General features: G+C 66.3%; 14 protein-coding genes. 10 read left to right on the plus strand and 4 right to left on the minus strand.

Annotation, left to right across the window (positions count from 1 at the left end; all coding sequences use genetic code 11):
* Positions 1–117: 117 nt before the first annotated feature.
* Positions 118–555 (plus strand): MarR family winged helix-turn-helix transcriptional regulator, encoded by a 438-nt coding sequence (locus tag DBO33_RS31140; RefSeq protein ID WP_199856814.1) that lies wholly within the window; start codon positions 118–120, stop codon positions 553–555.
* Positions 556–859: 304 nt separating this feature from the next.
* Here DBO33_RS31140 and DBO33_RS31145 read toward each other — a convergent pair whose 3' ends face one another.
* Complete coding sequence (locus DBO33_RS31145) at positions 860–1,243, minus strand: hypothetical protein (RefSeq protein WP_107658234.1); 384 nt, start codon at positions 1,241–1,243, stop codon at positions 860–862.
* Between the two features lie 223 nt (positions 1,244–1,466).
* Between DBO33_RS31145 and DBO33_RS31150 the strand changes: the two genes are divergently transcribed.
* Entirely contained in the window at positions 1,467–2,150 is a 684-nt protein-coding gene (locus DBO33_RS31150; protein ID WP_159080621.1) for a hypothetical protein, read from the plus strand.
* Between the two features lie 179 nt (positions 2,151–2,329).
* Here the strand turns inward: DBO33_RS31150 and mdlC are convergent, their stop codons facing one another.
* The 3 genes from mdlC to DBO33_RS31165 form a co-directional block, all read right to left on the minus strand.
* Complete coding sequence (mdlC, locus tag DBO33_RS31155; protein WP_159080622.1) at positions 2,330–3,913, minus strand: benzoylformate decarboxylase; 1,584 nt, start codon at positions 3,911–3,913, stop codon at positions 2,330–2,332.
* A 179-nt stretch (positions 3,914–4,092) separates the two neighbouring features.
* The gene (locus DBO33_RS31160) at positions 4,093–5,745 is read right to left on the minus strand and encodes an amidase (RefSeq protein ID WP_107658237.1); all 1,653 of its coding nucleotides are present in this window, start codon (positions 5,743–5,745) and stop codon (positions 4,093–4,095) included.
* Positions 5,746–5,866: 121 nt separating this feature from the next.
* Entirely contained in the window at positions 5,867–6,361 is a 495-nt protein-coding gene (locus DBO33_RS31165) for a MarR family winged helix-turn-helix transcriptional regulator (protein ID WP_159080623.1), read from the minus strand.
* 114 nt (positions 6,362–6,475) lie between these two features.
* Between DBO33_RS31165 and DBO33_RS31170 the strand changes: the two genes are divergently transcribed.
* From DBO33_RS31170 to DBO33_RS31200, 8 genes are all read left to right on the plus strand, one after another.
* The gene (locus DBO33_RS31170) at positions 6,476–7,927 is read left to right on the plus strand and encodes an FAD-binding oxidoreductase (protein WP_107658239.1); all 1,452 of its coding nucleotides are present in this window, start codon (positions 6,476–6,478) and stop codon (positions 7,925–7,927) included.
* A gap of 88 nt (positions 7,928–8,015) precedes the next feature.
* Positions 8,016–10,925 (plus strand): FAD-binding and (Fe-S)-binding domain-containing protein, encoded by a 2,910-nt coding sequence (locus DBO33_RS31175; protein WP_199856815.1) that lies wholly within the window; start codon positions 8,016–8,018, stop codon positions 10,923–10,925.
* Between the two features lie 108 nt (positions 10,926–11,033).
* Entirely contained in the window at positions 11,034–11,486 is a 453-nt protein-coding gene (locus DBO33_RS31180) for a hypothetical protein (RefSeq protein ID WP_107658240.1), read from the plus strand.
* A 125-nt stretch (positions 11,487–11,611) separates the two neighbouring features.
* Positions 11,612–14,509, plus strand: coding sequence for an FxSxx-COOH system tetratricopeptide repeat protein (gene fxsT, locus DBO33_RS31185; RefSeq protein WP_267897901.1), 2,898 nt, complete (start codon positions 11,612–11,614; stop codon positions 14,507–14,509).
* A gap of 156 nt (positions 14,510–14,665) precedes the next feature.
* Positions 14,666–14,794 carry a hypothetical protein gene (locus tag DBO33_RS44500; protein WP_267897902.1) on the plus strand — a complete coding sequence of 43 codons (129 nt, stop codon included), beginning with the start codon at positions 14,666–14,668 and terminating at the stop codon, positions 14,792–14,794.
* Positions 14,791–15,549, plus strand: a complete 759-nt coding sequence (fabG, locus tag DBO33_RS31190) for a 3-oxoacyl-ACP reductase FabG (protein WP_107658242.1) — start codon at positions 14,791–14,793, stop codon at positions 15,547–15,549. Before DBO33_RS44500 ends, fabG begins: the two co-directional genes overlap by 4 nt.
* Positions 15,550–15,570: 21 nt before the next feature.
* Positions 15,571–16,023 (plus strand): MaoC family dehydratase, encoded by a 453-nt coding sequence (locus tag DBO33_RS31195; RefSeq protein WP_107658243.1) that lies wholly within the window; start codon positions 15,571–15,573, stop codon positions 16,021–16,023.
* Between the two features lie 37 nt (positions 16,024–16,060).
* The gene (locus DBO33_RS31200; RefSeq protein ID WP_107658244.1) at positions 16,061–17,284 is read left to right on the plus strand and encodes an acyl-CoA dehydrogenase family protein; all 1,224 of its coding nucleotides are present in this window, start codon (positions 16,061–16,063) and stop codon (positions 17,282–17,284) included.
* The last annotated feature ends 1 nt before the right edge of the window (position 17,285 follow it).

Raw genomic sequence — 17,285 nt, forward strand, 5'->3', positions numbered from 1 at the left:
CTAGGTGAGGTGTGAATGTGTCCTAGATCATCTGCCGCTTACGCTACGTCATCGAGTAGCAGCTAGCTCGCATTTGGTTGGTAGTCGAACCGTTTGTATAGGTCCTATTATGTGGATATGGCACATCCCGAGGACGCGGCGTTGCATCACATGCGACGCATCCTGCAAGACCATGGCGCGAGCTGGCAGGCCAGGCTGCCGGACCTGACCAGGCCGCAGTTCGCCGCGTTGAGCGTGCTCGCGGCCAGCCCCGGCATCGACCAGGTCACCCTCGGCGCACGAGCGGCGATCGACAAATCGACCCTCGCCGGCATGCTGCGCCGACTCGAAGAACGTGGATGGGTCGACCGGACCCCAGATCGCCTCGATCGACGCCGTCAACTGCTACACCTGACAGCCAAAGGCAAAGCCATCGTCCGCGCCGCGACCCCCATCGCCGACGAACTCGACGCCACCGCCCTCGCACCCCTGACCGCCACCGAGCAACAACGACTAACCGCCTTGCTGACCAAACTGACCAACGCGATCGCGCCCACCCGCCCACACACCGGCTGAACCTCCACGCGCGCGCCCCCGCCGCGCCGACCGAGCAGTGGGAAGCCTTGTCGGTCAACTGTTCTAGGCGATTGATCAACGCGCGATCAGCGGTGCGGGTGAGGACGTTCGCGAACGCCCGCCGCGCGGCAGTAGAGTGCGTTCCCTCGTGACCGGGGTCGCTCGCTCCGGCGGGCCACCACCTCTAGGTGGGCTCGACGCCAGTCCCACTCTGTGCCGTAGTCGGCTACGGCTCGTCAGTGACGAGTCGACCGCCAGGTGATCCCAGCAGGGCGAGCTGCTCCTACTCGCTCGGCCTGACGGATTACCGGCGCGCGGAACCGCTTTCGATGAATTCACGAATGAAGCAGAGGGGGCAGATGGGGTCGAACGGCGCGGTGATCTGGATCGAGGCGGTGGGCGATGGTGCCACCGGGGGGTCGGTCGGCGCCGCCGCGGCGAGCGCAGGCTGCAGGGCGAGCGCTACAGCAAGCGCGCCGCTGGCAATGACATTCAGCATGGGACGGTACAAGAGATCCTCCACGTTGATGCGATAAGCCGTGAGCGTAGCAAGACCCGTCGCTGCGTCACAGCAAGAATATTTCGAGAACCGCAGGTCAAGCATCGAGATGCCCTGCAGTCGAGCATATCCCGTGTTATCGACTATCGATTGAGCCAGAAATATCCGGCTCGATAGGGTGACGATCATGGAACGTCCGGACTCGAATTCCCTGTCCTTCGACGAAGCGCTGCGAATTGCGCGGGATCTGGCACAGGATGCCAGCACGCTCGTCCACTATCCCCACCCGGGACTCGAGAATGCCCGATACGGGCGAGGTTTCGCCTTCTTGCAGACGATCAGGACCGACAGCGGCGATTGGGATGCTTATGTCTTGGTGACCACGACCCGCCGTGAGAGCGGGGTGCTGTCGATGGCCGAACGCACCATCGATGGGCTGATCGCCGAACACCTGGCCCAGGCAGAACACGAGAACAGGGACATCCCGGACAGCGAACTTTCAACGGCGCACCGCGTGGCACTGGAGGCATACGATGGCGGGCTCACGCGCATCGACGAGATGCCCGGTCACCGGGCGCTCGATGCGCAGCGGGCCGACTACGCCGAGTACGTTCTGCTGGCCCTGCGGCGCAACCACAAGCAGGGAGACTCCGGGCGTAAGATCCTCGCCCACAACGATTTCCTGCTGGAAGGTCCGACACCCGGACGCCGATACACCCAGCCCTGCCCCCACTGCGGGCGGCCGACGTTCTACGAGGAACGCTACCCTCGTGCGGTCTGCCAGCAGTGTGGCCGCCGCACTACTGATCGCTCCGGGCGCCGCGTTACCGGGTTCAACGTCAGTATGAGCGGCGGAATGATCGCCTACTACGCAGACACGGTCGATGTACCGGACGGCTCCGGATACGAAGAATGCGACGAGGTCAGCCGAACCGGCAGATGTTTCATCGACGGGCACCCAGCGACCATGCAGGAGGCTCGTTTCGGCGGGATCGTCATCCAGTTGGACTCCACCGATCAGCCAGATCAAGGATCGCCTCGACAGGCCGGTGACGGCCGTCTGCGTCGCGCTTTCCGCCGGTTGCGACACCAGTAGAAAAGATCACGGGCCGGTCCGCGGATGGCGATTCGCCTTCTCGATGACGGCGGCGACGCCGAATCATCTCGATATCGGCGGAAATCTGCAGTTCACGACAGGTCGGCGTTTGTGTGGATGCGGTGCGAACCGGCCCGGAGGCGCAGCGAAGCGGCGCCGCATGGCTCCGTTTCGCCGAGTCAGTAGAGGTTGGCGGTGACGGCGGCGACCGGGACGTCGATGACGGTGGTGGTCTGTGCCGCCAGCGCCTGGCTGACCGCTTGGCGGATCTGCTCGGGGGTGGTGGCGCGGATGCCGACGCAGCCGTAGCTACGGGCTAGGCCGGGCAGGTCGAGGCCGGGCAGGTCGAACGAGGGCGGGTGCGTCGCCCCCAATTGCGCGGCCAGGTCCTTCATCGCGCCGTAGCCGCCGTTGTCGAGCACGATCACGATCAGGGCGATGCCCGATTGTGCTGCGGTCCACAGGGCTTGGATCGAGTACTGCATGGCGCCGTCGCCGATGAGGCAGACCACCGGGGCGTTCGGTTCGGCGAGTTTGATGCCGATGGAGGCGGGCAGCGCCCACCCCAGTCCGCCGGCACCGGTGTTGTAGTAGCCGTGCGGGCGGCGCACCTGCAGGTGGCGGTTGCGCACCTCGCGAAACGTCGGGGTCTCCTCGACCAGGATGGTGTCCGGAGGAAGGATGTCGCCGAGCAGGTGGAGGACGTATTCGCCGGTGGGCGGTTCGGTCAGCGGCGGTTGCTCGTGGGTGATGGGCTCGACCCGGGGACGATCACCGGCAGCGGGCGGCAGCCGATCCAGCAGCGCCGTGACACCCTCTCGGACACAGGTGCGGATCCCGGTTCCGGTCTCGGCGCGCGCCAGCGCGGCCGGATCCTCGCTGAGCTGAATCAGTTCCGCCCCCTCGGGCAGGGGCGAACCCTGAGCGACGATGTGATAGGTGAAGACCGGGGCGCCGAGGACGAGGACCAGATCGGCGCCGTCGAGGGCTGCGCGCACCTTGTCGCGTGCTGGTATTAGTTGTCCACGGAAGGCTCGATGGTTCTCGGGGAAGCCGATTCGGTTGGCGTGCGGGCTGATCCATACCGTCGCGCCGATTCGTTCGGCCAGTTCGATGGTTTGGTCCCAGGCGTCATCGCGATCGACCTCGGGACCAACGACCAGCACGGGTCGTTGTGCGGCAGCCAGTTTCGCGGCGGCCGCCGCCAGTTCGTCGGTGTCGCCGGTGAATCTGTCACCGACGTGGCGAACTGACACGGGCTCGGTGGCCGCATCCCAGTCGTCCATGGGGACCGAGACGAACACCGGTCCGGCGGGACGCTGCATGGCGATATGGCGGGCCCGGTCGATAGCGAGTGGAACATCTTGTGCGCGTGCGGGTTCGATGGCCCATTTGACATACGGCTGCGGGAACTCGGTGGGCTGCTGTGCGAACAGATAAGGATCGAACGGGAGCAGTTCCCGCGCCTGCTGACCGGCCAGGATCACGACCGGGCTGAAGTTGCGGGCGGCCGAGTACACCGCACACAGCCCGTTGCCCAGGCCCGCCGCCGAGTGCAGCGTGACATACGCCGGTCCGCCGCTGGCCTGCGCGAAGCCGTCGGCCATGGCCACCGCCGAGGCTTCCTGCAGCGCCATCACCCAGCGCAGCTCGCCGGGCCACTCGGCGAAGAACGGCAGTTCCGTCGAACCCGGATTGCCGAACACCACCGAATCACCGGTATCCCGAAGAAACTTCCGAATCTGATCACGAACCGTTGTCACGCTCAGCCACCTCGTTCCGAGTCGAACTATCGTGAGCAGCCCATTCCTGGAGCCGCATAATGCGCCAGCATCGGCGGCCGGGTCGAAATCAGAACTTCCTCGCACACAATACGGTGCGAGTGTTCGAATTCGGACAACGCCACGGCCTGCCGCAATGTCGGCATTTCTCGGGGAAGCTGTCAGATGTGTGGTCTCGCGGTGTGGTAGTCGGTGTGGGCCTGGATATCCACGGCGATCTGCAGCATGTGGGCATCGGAATATGGCGCGCCCATCAATTGCACGCCGACGGGTAGGCCGGTCACCGTGCTGGGTTGGGCCGGGATGGCGACGGCGGGCAGGCCGCAGTAGTTGGCGTCGTTGGTTTGTGGTGACATCGCCATGCCTTCCTGGGGGCCGTAGTCCCCGAAGGGTGGGCGGTCGACGAGTTCGGTGCCGAGGACCGGGAGCAGTATTGCGTCGAGGGCGTGGTCGCGCAGCAGTGCGCACCAATCTTGCTGGCGGCGGGTGCGTTCGCGTAGCAGCTGGTTGTAGGCGATGGCCTTGGGTTCGTGGGCGAGCAGGAAGGCGAAGCTCTCGGTGAGGTATCGGGTGTAGGCGTCCCGCCGAGCGGGCCACCATTGTGCTTGGTAGGCACCGATTTCCACGCCCTGGCCGATGATCATGTCCAGGTAGTTCATCGGGGCGGGGGCCTCGACCTCGATCACCTCGGCGCCGAGCGAGCGCAGCGTCGCCTGCATGGCGCGGTAGCTGTCGGCCACGCCGGGGTCCAATGTCGGTGCGGTAGCGGGGATTCCGAGGCGGGTGCCGACGAGTCCGGACGCACGCGGCGCGCTGGGATAGGACTGGGGCCAATCGATGGCCCCGTTGGTGCGGGGATCGAAGGGATCGAATCCAGCGATCGCCGCGAGCAGCGGGCCGAGGTCGGCGGCACTGCGCGCCATGGGCCCGACATTGTCGAAGCTCCAGGCGACGGGGATGGTGCCGTATACCGAGACCAGTCCCGCTGTGGGTTTGATGCTGCACACGTTGCAGGCCGAGGCGGGGATACGCAGGCTGCCCGCGGTATCGGTACCCAGCGCCGCCGGGGTGAATCGGGCTGCGAGCGCGGCGGCCGAGCCGCCGGAGGAGCCGCCGGGCACCTTGTGGAAGTTCCAGGGGTTGGCCGTTTGTTCGGTGAGCGAGCCGATCGCCATCTGATGGGTCTGCACGTGTCCGAGCAGCGGCATCCCGTCGGCCTTCAATCGCGCCCAAGCGGTGCAGTCGCCCGCGGCGACGTTGTCACCGAGCAGTGCGGGCAAGCCCGCGGTCAACGGACGGCCCCGTACGGCGAATACATCCTTGAGCGCCAACGGAATTCCGCACAGCAGCGCGGCCCGGTCCCCCTCGGATCGGCGGCGTGCGTCAGCCTCCTTAGCTGCCGCGAGCGCGGTATCCGGGTAGCGCCGGACGAAGGAGTTGATCTCCTTGTCCTTGTCCTCGGCTCGGTCCAGCAGGGCTCTGGTCAGTCGTTCGCTGGTGAGTGCACCCGCGCGCAGCAGCGCCGCGAGTTCGAGCACGCCGAGCCCGGTCGGATCAGAGGCGTCGATGCCGCGGTGATCGGGCAGCGACAGCTCGTAACTTCGGGGTTTCGCTACCGGCCGGGGCGCCTGCTGCACCGGAAAAGGCGCGAGGGCATCGGTATTGGTGGGGTCGGTTGCCGGTGGCTGCTCGGGGTAGGAGAAGGCCGAGGCCGACACCGGGGACGTAGTAGCGGAGTCGTCCCTGCTACATCCGGCGGCGACGACCGCAGCCGAACTCACCGACACCGCTTGGACAAATTTCCGACGTTCCATGGCTGCTCGTCCTTTCGAATTCTCTGCTCGGACTTGCGTCGATCGACTGTGAGTCGCTGCGTTCTGTCGGTCCTTTCTCGATCGGTCGGCGCGGAGCACTGGGCTCGGCGCGGTGTCGTTGTCACGGGCGAGCTTGGAAGGACTGGTCGATCATGCGGGTCAGCGCCGGGGAGGTGGCCAGCGAATCGAGCACCGGTCGCAGGCTCTTGGTCAAGACGGCGCGGTCGCGGGTGGTCAGGTGCCGCAGGAAGTGGCGGCGTACCCGGTCGATGTGTTCGGGTGCGGCGGCGAGCAGGGCTCGGCGGCCGGTGTCGGTGAGTACGACCTCGACGCCTCGTTTGTCGGTCGCGGCCTGTTGCCGGTCTACCAAACCGCGCGCCTGCATGCGTTTGATCTGCTGGGACAGCCTGCTCTGGGAGAGCATGGCCGCCTCGGCCAGATCGTTCATCCGCACGCGGCAATCCGGTGCCGCCTCCAAGGCGACCAGGACCGCGTATTCATCCAGGGTCAGGCCGTGAGTGCGTCGTAGGTCGGTGTCGAGCCGATCGATCAGCAAGCGGCTGGTGAACAGAAACGATATCCATGTCGCCAGCTCGTCACCGTCCCACCTGCTCACGAATCCGATACCTTCGGATTGATCTTGTGGGACCATCGTCACATCTCCTTGTGGCAATTGCTTAGCTACCGTCTAATTTACATTAACTTTGATATAAATCGAGAGGAGATAGCCGTGGCTGACATCGCAACGCTGCTCCACCAGCACCTGCCCTCGGTGCAGATGAGTTTCGAGGGTGATCCCGACTACGACCGAGCCCGCGCGACCTGGAACGTGCGGACCCGGTCGCGCCCGCTGGGAGTCGTGCGCCCGCGCAGCGCCGCAGAGGTGGCCACGGTCGTGCGGTGTGCCCGCGAGGCAGGCGTCACCCAGCTCGCGATCCGCTCCGGCGGCCACTCCATCGAAGGCAACGGGCTGGGCGGCCGGGGCGGGCACGCGCTGGTGATCGATCTGATTCATCTCGACAAGGTCACCGTGGATACGCGGGCACGCACGGCGACCGTGGAACCCGGTGCGCTGCTGGGCAATCTGTACTGGGAGGCGTGGTCGCACGGCGAGCTCATGGTGCCCGGCGGTGACTGCCTGCCGGTCGGCGTCGGTGGCCAGGCCACCTGCGGTGGATACGGGCGAGCCGTACGCCGGTACGGCATTCTCACCGACCACGTCATGCAGGTGGAGGTCGTCACGGCCGACGGTCGCGTGCTGATCGCCGACGAGGACACCAACTCCGATCTGTTCTGGGCATTGCGCGGCTCCGGCACCGGATCGTTCGCCGTGATCACCAAGTTCGTGCTCCGCCTGCACACGGCGCCGAAAGCCCCCGCAAACTTTTCGCTGCGCTACCGCCTGACCGACATCGACTTCGTCGAAACATTCACCGCACTACAGGATTACACCTTGAACGCACCGACGACGTTCAGTCCGATGCTGGTCATCTGGAACGGCATCCTCGAAATGGTCGGTGTGCTGCTCACCGACACACCCGCCGAGCGCGACGCCATGATCGCCGACATGCGCGCACGCCTGTCGCGACCGACCGAGTCCGACATCCAACCGATGAGCTACATCGACGTGATCGCCACCCAAGCCGCGACACAGACCTCGGCACACTGGCTGGCCGAACCCGGCAAACTCAGCCGCGAAGCCGACGAAAACCTGCGCTACCAGACGATCAAAGCCGCACACCTGCCCGAACCCTTCACCCCTGAGATCATCGCGAAACTCGGCGAACTCGCGGCCCGGCAGCCGCTCCAGGGTGCCCGGATGCAGATGCAAGCCCTGGACCCGGCGTCCGGACTACCGACCGACGCCACCGCCGTCAAAGTGCGCGGCAGTGTCTGGCTGCTCGGCTTCGGCACCGACGTCGAACCCGACGAAACCGACGACCCCGCACAGCTTGTCGCGCTCGGCGAGGACCGCCGTTGGTGGCCCCGCGAGGCGTACGAGCTGATGTACCCCCACACCGTCGGCGGCTACATCGGCGACGACGACCTCGAAGAACAGCTGCACGGACGTGACATGTACGCCAGTTACTACGGCGCGCACTTCCCCCGGCTCCAGGCCATCAAACGCAAATACGACCCGGACAACCTGTTCCACAACGCCATGAGCATTCCGCTCGACTGAACGGGCCGCCGCCCCACCGGCGCAGAGATCGGCTTTCATCCCAGGCTCGGCATTCGTTATCCGGTTCGTTGGATCGAAGGAGCTGATCGTGAAATTGTGGCAACCATTTCTCCACTCGCCGGCGCTGCTGGATTCGCCCGGTCGCATTACCGACGCCGCGCCCGAGGCCTTGGCCGAGGGCTCCGATGCCTCGTTGAAGGCCGATATGGAGGGCCTGCTCGGTGCGGACAAGGTGCACGCACGGGCGATCGACCTGGTGCGATATGCCAGCGATTACAGCCCATACCGACTGATTCCGAAGGTGGTGGTGAATCCGCAGACACCGCGGGACGTCGCGGCGGTGCTGGCCTATGCCCGCGAACACGGGCACACCGTGACCTTCCGGGCCGCGGGCACCAGCCCGAACGGCCAGGCGGCCGGAGACGACATCCTCATCGATGTACGCCGCGGCTGGAGCGGCACGATCGTAGAGGACCAGGGACAGCGGGTACGGGTCCGCCCAGGCAGCACCGTTGCCATAGCCAACGCGGCCCTCGCCCGGCGCGGCACCCGGTTGGGGCCCGACCCGGCCAGTGCCCATGCGTGCACGGTGGGCGGCGTGATCGCCAACAACTCCTCCGGTTTCGCCGCGGGGGTGACCCAAACCGCCTCGGCCACATTGCGTTCGGTCAACGTTGTGCTGCCGTCGGGGACGATCGTGGACACCGGCGCCGACGACGCCGACGCGGTTCTCACGGCCGCGGAGCCGGAATTGGCGGCGGGGCTGCTGCGGATCAAAGCCGAGATCGAGGCCGACACCGACCTAGCCGACCGCATCCGCCATAAGTTCGCCATCAAGAACGCCAGCGGGTACCGGCTCGACGGCTTCCTGCTCGGTGCCACCCCGGCACAGATCCTCACCCGGCTGATGGTGTGTTCCCAAGGCACACTGGGATTCGTCGCCGAAGCCGTGTTCGACACGGTGCCACTGCTGCCCACGCGCGCTGCGGCATTCTTGCTGTTCGATACCCTGGAACACGCCGCCGAGGCGGTGCCGAAGTTCACCGCGGCCGGCGCCCAGGTCGCCGAACTGCTCGACGGCCGCACCCTACGCGCTTGCGCGCAGCTACCCGCGGCGAATCCAGCCTGGGCCGAACTACATTCAGGCTCAGCGGCATTGCTCGTGGAAGTGCGGGCCACCGATGAAGCGGCATTGGATTCCACGCTGCCGCTGGTGGAGTCGGTGCTGGCCGACTGCACACTCACCGAACCCGGCCAATTCACCCGCGACCGAGCCCAGATCGCCATCTATTGGCAGCTCCGTGAGGGACTGGGTGGTTTGGTGGGGATGCAGCGCCCCGTCGGCGCCACGATGATCGGCGAGGACGTCTGCGTGCCGCCGACGCGCGTCGCCGAGGCGGCGAAAGATCTTGCCGCCCTGCTGGATAGGCACGGTTACGACCCCTCCCTGCAGGGGCATGCCTCGGCAGGCAACTTCCACTTCTGCCTGATGGTCGACTTCAGCACCGCCGAGGGCAAGAACAACTACGCGAAATTCATGGACGAGCTGGTCGAGCTCATCACCGGCAAATACGACGGCTCCTTGAAAGCCGAACACGGCAGCGGCCGCAACATGGCGCCGTTCGTGCCGATCGAATGGGGTGACAAAGCCACCGACCTCATGTGGCAGATCAAGCGCCTGTTCGACCCGCACGGGGTGCTCGCGCCCGACGTCATGCTCACCCGCGACCGCACCTCACATCTGAAACACCTGCAGTCGATGCCCCGGGTGGAGGACACCATCGAGCACTGCATCGAATGCGGTTTCTGCGAACACGTCTGTCCCAGCAGGCATCTCACCACCACCCCGCGCCAGCGCATCGTCGTGCGCCGGGAGATGGAACGCCAGGGCGGCGATACACCGCTACGTCGGGCACTGCTCGAGCAATACGAGTACGACGCGGTGGAAACCTGTGCCGGAGACGGCAGCTGCTCACTCGCCTGCCCGCTCGACATAGACACCGGCACCATGATGAAAGCCTTCCGCCACTCCGAACACACCGCGCGACAAGAGAAAACAGCGCTGCTGGTGGCCGAGCACTGGGGCCGGGTCGAACAGCTGGCTCGGGTGGCGGTGCGGGGCGGACACCTGCTGGGCGCCACCGTGATGACGGCCATCACCGGCCTGCTACGCCTGGTCGTGAGCACCGAGCTGATGCCGGGCTGGCTGCGCGAGATGCCCGCCGCGGCCCCCGCACACCTGCCGCGGACGCAGCGCGACGGTGCGGTAGCGGTCTACTTCCCCGCCTGCATCAACCGCATCTTCGGTCGCGCACAACAGGATCGGCGGGAGTTGAGCCTGCCCGAAGCCCTGGTCACGCTGTCCGCCCGCGCCGGTATGCCGCTGTGGATTCCCGAGGATGTCCGCGGCAGCTGCTGTGCCACGGTCTGGCACTCGAAGGGATATCAAGACGGCAACACCTACATGGCCAACCTGATCATCGAAAACCTCTGGCGCTGGAGCGATTCCGGCACGCTACCGGTCGTCATCGACGCCGCCTCCTGCACCCTCGGCGTGCTCGACGAAATCACCGACTACCTCACCGAGGACAATGCGGCACACCGGGCCGCGATGACGATCATGGACGCCACCACCTGGGCTCAGCAGCAGCTGCTGCCCAATCTCACCGTCGGCGAGAAGCTCGACCGGGTCGCGGTGCACCCCACCTGCTCCACCCGCCACCTCGGCATCGACGGCACGCTCGCCGAGATCGGCGCCGCGCTCGCGACCGAGGTCGTGGTGCCACAACAGGCCACCTGCTGCGCCTTCGCCGGCGATCGCGGCTTCCTGCACCCCGAACTCACCGAAGCCGCCACCCGCGACGAAGCCGATGAACTCGCCGGCCAAAACGTCGACGCCTACCTTTGCAACAACCGCACCTGCGAAGTCGGCCTCGAACACGGAACCGGAGGGCACTACGAGTCATTCATCTTCACCCTCGAACGCCAGACGCGCTGAGGAAGAACACATCCTGTGCCCACGAGCGACACACGCCCCCTTGTCACGTCCGTTCGCGCTTGATCTACTGATCGGAGTCCGAAGCGGTCGCAGAGGGGAGAGGTTCGCATGGATCCGGTAACCATCATTGCCGCCGCGATCGCAGTCGGTGCCGCGGCAGGCGTCTCCGACACCACCAGACAATCGGTGACCGACGCCTACACCGCATTGAAGGGCTTGCTCGCTCGTCGATACCGCGATGTAGACCTGACCCAGGTGGAGACCGCGCCGGACTCCCCCGCCGAACGCGAATCCCTCGCCGGCCTCCTGCACGCGCGCGGCGCCGCCGAAGACGACGAATTGCTTGCCGCCGCTCGGGATCTCGTCGCCGCGGTCCGGGCGGATGCGGCGGTGGACGGCATCGTCGGGGTCGATTTGGCAGCGGTGGAAGCCGCCGCGCTGCGGATCAGCCACGTCACGGCGACGGGCACCGGTGTGCGGGTACGTGGTGGCCGATTCAGTGGCGATATCGACATCCAGAACATCGACGCCAGGCCCGGTGATTCGACACACCCCGACTGAGCGCGGGAGCCTCGGACGAGGCCCCCGCGCTGAGCCCGCGGATCGTCTTCCAGCTCTCCGACGTTCACGCCCGCGACATCTATTTCACTGAACGCGTTCCCGTTTCGTCACCGGCCACGAGTCTGGTGGTCGTCGGCAGGATCCCCAGGGAGCCAACGCATTTCGTTGTGCGTGATGAGCTGGCCCGTTTACATCGAGCGTTGGAGCGGTCCACGGTGGCGATCGTGGTCACCGGACTGCGTGGGGTCGGCAAGACTCATCTCGCGGCCGCGTACGCACGTTCGATGTTCGATTCCGGGCACGGCTTGGTCGGGTGGGTCGACGCCGAAACGCCGGGCAGTACGCTGTCCGGACTCGCCGACATCGCCGAGCGCCTCGGCGTCGCCGACCGCGACGGGGACTCGGCCGTGTCGGCTCGACGGTTGCGCGATCACCTCTCCGGCGGCGCCGATCCCGCTCTGCTGGTGTTCGACAACGCGGCGGATCCCGACGGTCTCCGAGATCTGCTGCCCACCGGTGGTCGCACCCGAATACTCATCACCAGCGCCGACCACTCCTTCAAGGCCCTCGGTGCGGCCGTAGACCTCGGCTGTTTCACTCGCCCGGAAGCGGTGCGCTACCTCGCCGAGTCGACGGGCCTCGCTGCGGACGATGGCGCCGATCAAGTCGCCGAGGACTTGGGTGACCTGCCGCTGGCCGTATCTGCCGCGGCGGCGACCATCGTCGGTCGCCGCCTCGGCTACGCGGAGTATCGGCAACTGCTGCACCACAGTCCGCTTCCTACGGCATTGCGGCGCGGGGCCGGTCACGAATACCCGCGTTCGGTCGTTCAGGCGATCCTGCTGTGTGTGGATACGACCGAGGCGGCCACCGACGACTACCAGCTCGACGTCGACGTCGCTTGGCTGCTGGGGGCCATGGCGATGCTCTCGCCCGGCGGTGTGCACAGGTCCCTGTTCGCCACGAGCAACAGGAGGATCGATGAGGCGCTGGACCGGTGCGTGGCAGGTTCGTTGCTGTCGTGGTCGACCTCGGGTGAGGCCCTCATCATGCACCGGCTCGTCGGCCGAGTATTGCGCGAGCGCGGTCGAAATACCCAGAGTGCCAGTATATTCCGGCGTGCGAGCAGGGCTTTCCGTGGGCAGGGCCCCGCTCCGCGCGGAACGGTCGAACTCGTGCGGTCCGCGCTCGCCATCATCATGGTGAATACGTTTCCGCCGGCGCAAGCCTGGGCGCGACGGCGGGAGGGCGCCCATCTCGTCGACCAGATCGATGCGTTGTGGGACACCGAAATGCCGGATATCAGCACCAGGAAGCATTTGGTGGCGACGCTCGTTGCCCGCAGGTGGGCTGTCGAGCAGCTGATCGAAGCCGCAGATACCGCCCGAGCGCTGACATCGGCGCAGGACATCGTCGTATCCCATGAACGGATCCTCGGGTCCGACCACCCCGGTACCTTCCTCGCGCGCGATCTGCTCGGGCGGGCCCATCTGAGCACCGGGCGGCTCGACGAGGCTGTCGAGCAGCTCGAAGCATCGCTGACCCATGCCCTGCGGGTCTTCGGCCCCGCCCATCCCACCGCGCTGATCCTGCGATATCACCTCGCGGCCGCCTACCACGCAGCAGGTCGGCTCGACAGGTCCATCGCCCTGTACACCGAGAACATCGCGCACAGTACGACGGTGTTCGGTCCGGACGCGCACGAAACCCTCAACTTTCGCAGCGGGCTCGCCGAGGCCCACCTATCGGCAGGCCACTTCGCGGACGCCATCGCGGTGTTCGAGGCGTTGCTGCCCGCTTATGTCCGGGCACTGGGTAACGACCACCTCGATGCCTTCCTCTGTCTGCATAAACTCGCCCGCGCCTACGGAGCGGCCGGACGGGCCGACGAGGCTATTCCGTTGCTGCGCAAGAACCTCGACGATGCCCTGCGCATCTTCGGCAACGATCATCCGGTCACGCTCGCCTGCCGCAACAACCTCGCGGAGATCTACGAGGCCACGGGTTTGTCCGCCGACGCGGTCCGCCTCGGCGAGGCCAACCTGGTAGAGCGACTACGGGTACTCGGGCCCGAACACCCGGACACCCTCACCACGCGCCACAATCTCGCCTGCGCCCTGCACACGGCCGGACGGCGCGCAGCAGCCATCGCCCTGTTCGAAATGAACTCTGCCGATTTCCAACGAGTACTGGGATCCGACCACCCGCTCACCATGCTGACCCGAGGCGGGCTCGCCAACGCCTACAGCGCGGCCGGCCGCCGGGACGAGGCGATCGCCATCAACGAGGCCACCCTGCGGGACCGCATTCGGGTTCTCGGCCCGGATCATCCGCACACGAGACACGCGCGCAACAACCTCGCCGATGCGGTGGCGGTGTCGCAACCCTTGCAAGCCATTCCGTTGTTCGAAGCGAACCTCGTCGCCACCGCCCGAGAACTCGGTATGGACCATCCCGACACCCTGATGTGCCGGCACAATCTCGCCGCCGCCTATCTCGCGGCGGGCCGCCTCGATGCCGGCCTTGCTCATCTGCAGGAGAATCTGGCCGACCGGCTACGCATCCTCGGACCGGATCACCACGCCACCATGGCCTCCCGCGGCCTCCTCGCCGCCGCGCATCGGTCCGCAGGCCACCTCGACATGGCAATCGAGCTCTTCGAGGCGAACCTCAGCGAGTACCGCCGCGCCCTACCCCGCAGCCCCCGACTACGCAGCACGCGCGCCGCACTCGCCGACACGCTTCGAGCAGCGGGCCGGTTCGACGAAGCCATCGCGTTGTACGAAACGAACATCAGCTCCGAACAGGAACTCGACCCCACCGATACCTCCACGGCACGTTCGATCCACGGACTTGCGCTCGCCTACCACGCGACGGGCCGGTTCGCCGAAGCCGCCGAACTCTTCGAAAACCTGTACCAGCAGGTCGCGCTGACTGTCGGTCCCGATCACCCGCTGGCCGGCGAGGTACGCGAGAGTCTCACGGCAGCCCGGCGAGCGAACGAGGCTGGGCGGCAGCTCTGACGGCGAAGACCTTAGTATGTGTCGCGAGTCACATTTCGATTGTCGTCGAACACCCCTTGACCTTCGAGGCCTGCGTCACGCATGGTGGCAGGAGGTTAACAAGCGCTTAGTAAGTCGCGTTCTCCGCTCGAACGGCTGGGGTACCCGAGGACATCGGTGGCGGTCCCGCTCTCCGACGAGGCGAGCTGGATGACCGGGCAACTGGTGGTCGTCGGCATACCGGTCGGCGGCGGCGCGGGTTTTCGATACGCACTGACAATCACTGGCGAGGAGAACAACATATGAGCAATGCACAGCGGATCGCGATCGTTACCGGCGCCGCGCGCGGCATCGGCGCGGCTGTCGCGCGTCGGTTGGCTGCCGACGGAATGGCGGTCGCCGTGCTCGACCTGGACGAAACCGCCTGCGGCGCAGTCGTAGCGGAGATTGAGAAGGCCGACGGGCGGGCCCTCGCGGTCGGTGCGGACGTCTCCGACGAGGCAGCGGTGGAGCAGGCCGTGGAACGCGTCGCCGCCGAGCTCGGCGCACCGAATGTGCTGGTCAACAATGCGGGTGTGCTGCGCGACAACCTGCTGTTCAAGATGTCAGTCGACGACTGGGACACCGTCATGAACGTGCACCTGCGGGGTTCGTTCCTGATGTCGCGCGCGGTGCAGCGGCACATGATCGAGCAGAAGTGGGGCCGCATCGTCAGCCTGTCCAGCACCTCCGCACTTGGTAACCGCGGTCAGGCCAATTACGCGGCGGCCAAGGCCGGTTTGCAGGGCTTCACCAAGACGCTGGCGTTCGAGCTGGGCAAGTTCGGTGTGACCGCGAACGCCGTCGCTCCGGGTTTCATCGAGACGGATATGACCGCGGCCACCGCAGCGCGGATGGGCGTCCCCTTCGAGGATTTCAAAAAGGCGGTGGTGGCGACGATTCCGGTCGCCCGTGCCGGGCAGCCGGAGGACATCGCGCACACCATCTCGTTCCTCACCAGCGAGGGCGCGGGATTCGTCTCCGGCCAAGTGATCTACGTGGCCGGCGGCCCCAAGAACTGAATCGCCGAAGGAGCCAAAACAATGCGGACATTCGATGGTTTGGACGACCTGGCGACAGCGGTCGGCACCCATCTCGGTTACAGCGAGTGGCACACCGTCACCCAGGAGCAGATCGACCGTTTCGCGGACGCGACCGGAGACCACCAGTGGATCCACGTCGATCCGGTGAAGGCGGCCGCCGGCCCCTTCGGCACGACGGTGGCGCACGGGTACCTCACGTTGTCGCTGCTGCCGATGCTGGCCGGTGAGATCTATCGGGTCGATGGCCTGTCGATGGGAATCAACTACGGCACCAACAAGGTTCGGTTTCCGACACCGGTCCCGGTCGGTTCCCGGCTGCGGGCGGGCGTCGAGCTGGTCTCGCTCACCGCGGCGAAGCTCGGGTATCAGGCGGTGAACTCGGTGACCGTCGAGATCGAGGGCGCGAGCAAACCGGCCTGCGTGGCCGAGAGTGTCGCGATTCTGGTGCCGTGACGAGAACCCGCATGACGAACGACGATCAGGAGTAGAGATGTTCGAGCTCTCGGACCGGGCCCGCCGAATTCGCGACGATCTGCTGGCCTTCATGGACGAGCAGATCTATCCCGCGGAACCGATTTTCCACGCGCAGATGACGGAATCCGGTGACCCGCACCACCATCCGCCGATCCTCGAGGAACTCAAGACCGAGGCCAAGAAGCGCGGCCTGTGGAACCTCTTCCACCCGCATCCGGAGTGGGGTCCCGGCCTGACCAACTCCGAGTACGCGCCGCTGGCCGAAATCATGGGCCGCAGTGCACATCTGGCGCCGGAGGCGACCAACTGCAGCGCCCCCGACACCGGGAACATGGAGGTGCTGACGCTGTTCGGCACCGAAGAGCACAAACGCGAGTGGCTGGCACCGCTGCTCGCCGGCGAGATCCGGTCGGCCTTCGCCATGACCGAACCCGCGGTCGCGAGTTCGGATGCCACCAACATCCAGTTGCGGATGGACCGCGACGGGGACGACTACGTGCTCAACGGTCGCAAGTGGTGGACATCCAATGCGCTGCACAAGAATTGCCGGGTGCTCATCGTCATGGGCAAGACCGATGTCGACGCGCCGGTGCATCGCCAGCAGAGCATGATGGTGGTCCCGCTCGATACGCCCGGCGTCACCGTGGTGCGTGGGCTGTCGGTGTTCGGCTATCAGGATCGAGAAGGCCACGCGGAGGTGGTATTCGACAACGTCCGGGTGCCGCGCACCGCGTTGCTGGCCGGCGAAGGCGACGGGTTCATGATCAGCCAGGCCCGGCTGGGCCCCGGTCGCATCCATCACTGTATGCGCGCCGTCGGCATGGCGGAGCGGGCCCTGGACCTGATGATCGATCGAGCACAAACCCGCACGACCTTCGGGGAGCCCGTAGCCGACCGGGCCAATATTCAGGACTGGATCGCGGAGTCGCGCATCGAGATCGAGATGACTCGGCTGCTGATTCTGAAGACCGCGTATCTGATGGACACGGTCGGCAACAAGAACGCGCGCACCGAGATCGCCGCTATCAAGGTCGCGGCGCCGCAGGTGGCGCTGAAGGTGATCGACCGGGCCATTCAGGTGCACGGCGGCGGTGGCGTCTCCGACGACTTCCCGCTGGCCAGCATGTACGCGCATGTGCGGACGCTGCGCCTGGCCGACGGCCCGGACGAGGTGCACAAGCGCACCATCGCGCAGCGGGAACTGCGCCGCCGAGACCCGTCCTGGGGCCGGAAAGCCTGAG

This window comes from Nocardia suismassiliense (genome assembly GCF_900269665.1).
GTDB lineage: Bacteria > Actinomycetota > Actinomycetes > Mycobacteriales > Mycobacteriaceae > Nocardia > Nocardia suismassiliense.

Coding starts and splice junctions, on each gene's coding strand:
- DBO33_RS31140 (WP_199856814.1), top strand. CDS start 118: ATGGCACATCCCGAGGACGCGGCGTTGCATCACATGCGACGCATCCTG.
- DBO33_RS31145 (WP_107658234.1), bottom strand. CDS start 1,243: ATGATCGTCACCCTATCGAGCCGGATATTTCTGGCTCAATCGATAGTC.
- DBO33_RS31150 (WP_159080621.1), top strand. CDS start 1,467: ATGGCCGAACGCACCATCGATGGGCTGATCGCCGAACACCTGGCCCAG.
- DBO33_RS31160 (WP_107658237.1), bottom strand. CDS start 5,745: ATGGAACGTCGGAAATTTGTCCAAGCGGTGTCGGTGAGTTCGGCTGCG.
- DBO33_RS31180 (WP_107658240.1), top strand. CDS start 11,034: ATGGATCCGGTAACCATCATTGCCGCCGCGATCGCAGTCGGTGCCGCG.
- fabG (WP_107658242.1), top strand. CDS start 14,791: ATGAGCAATGCACAGCGGATCGCGATCGTTACCGGCGCCGCGCGCGGC.
- DBO33_RS31195 (WP_107658243.1), top strand. CDS start 15,571: ATGCGGACATTCGATGGTTTGGACGACCTGGCGACAGCGGTCGGCACC.
- DBO33_RS31200 (WP_107658244.1), top strand. CDS start 16,061: ATGTTCGAGCTCTCGGACCGGGCCCGCCGAATTCGCGACGATCTGCTG.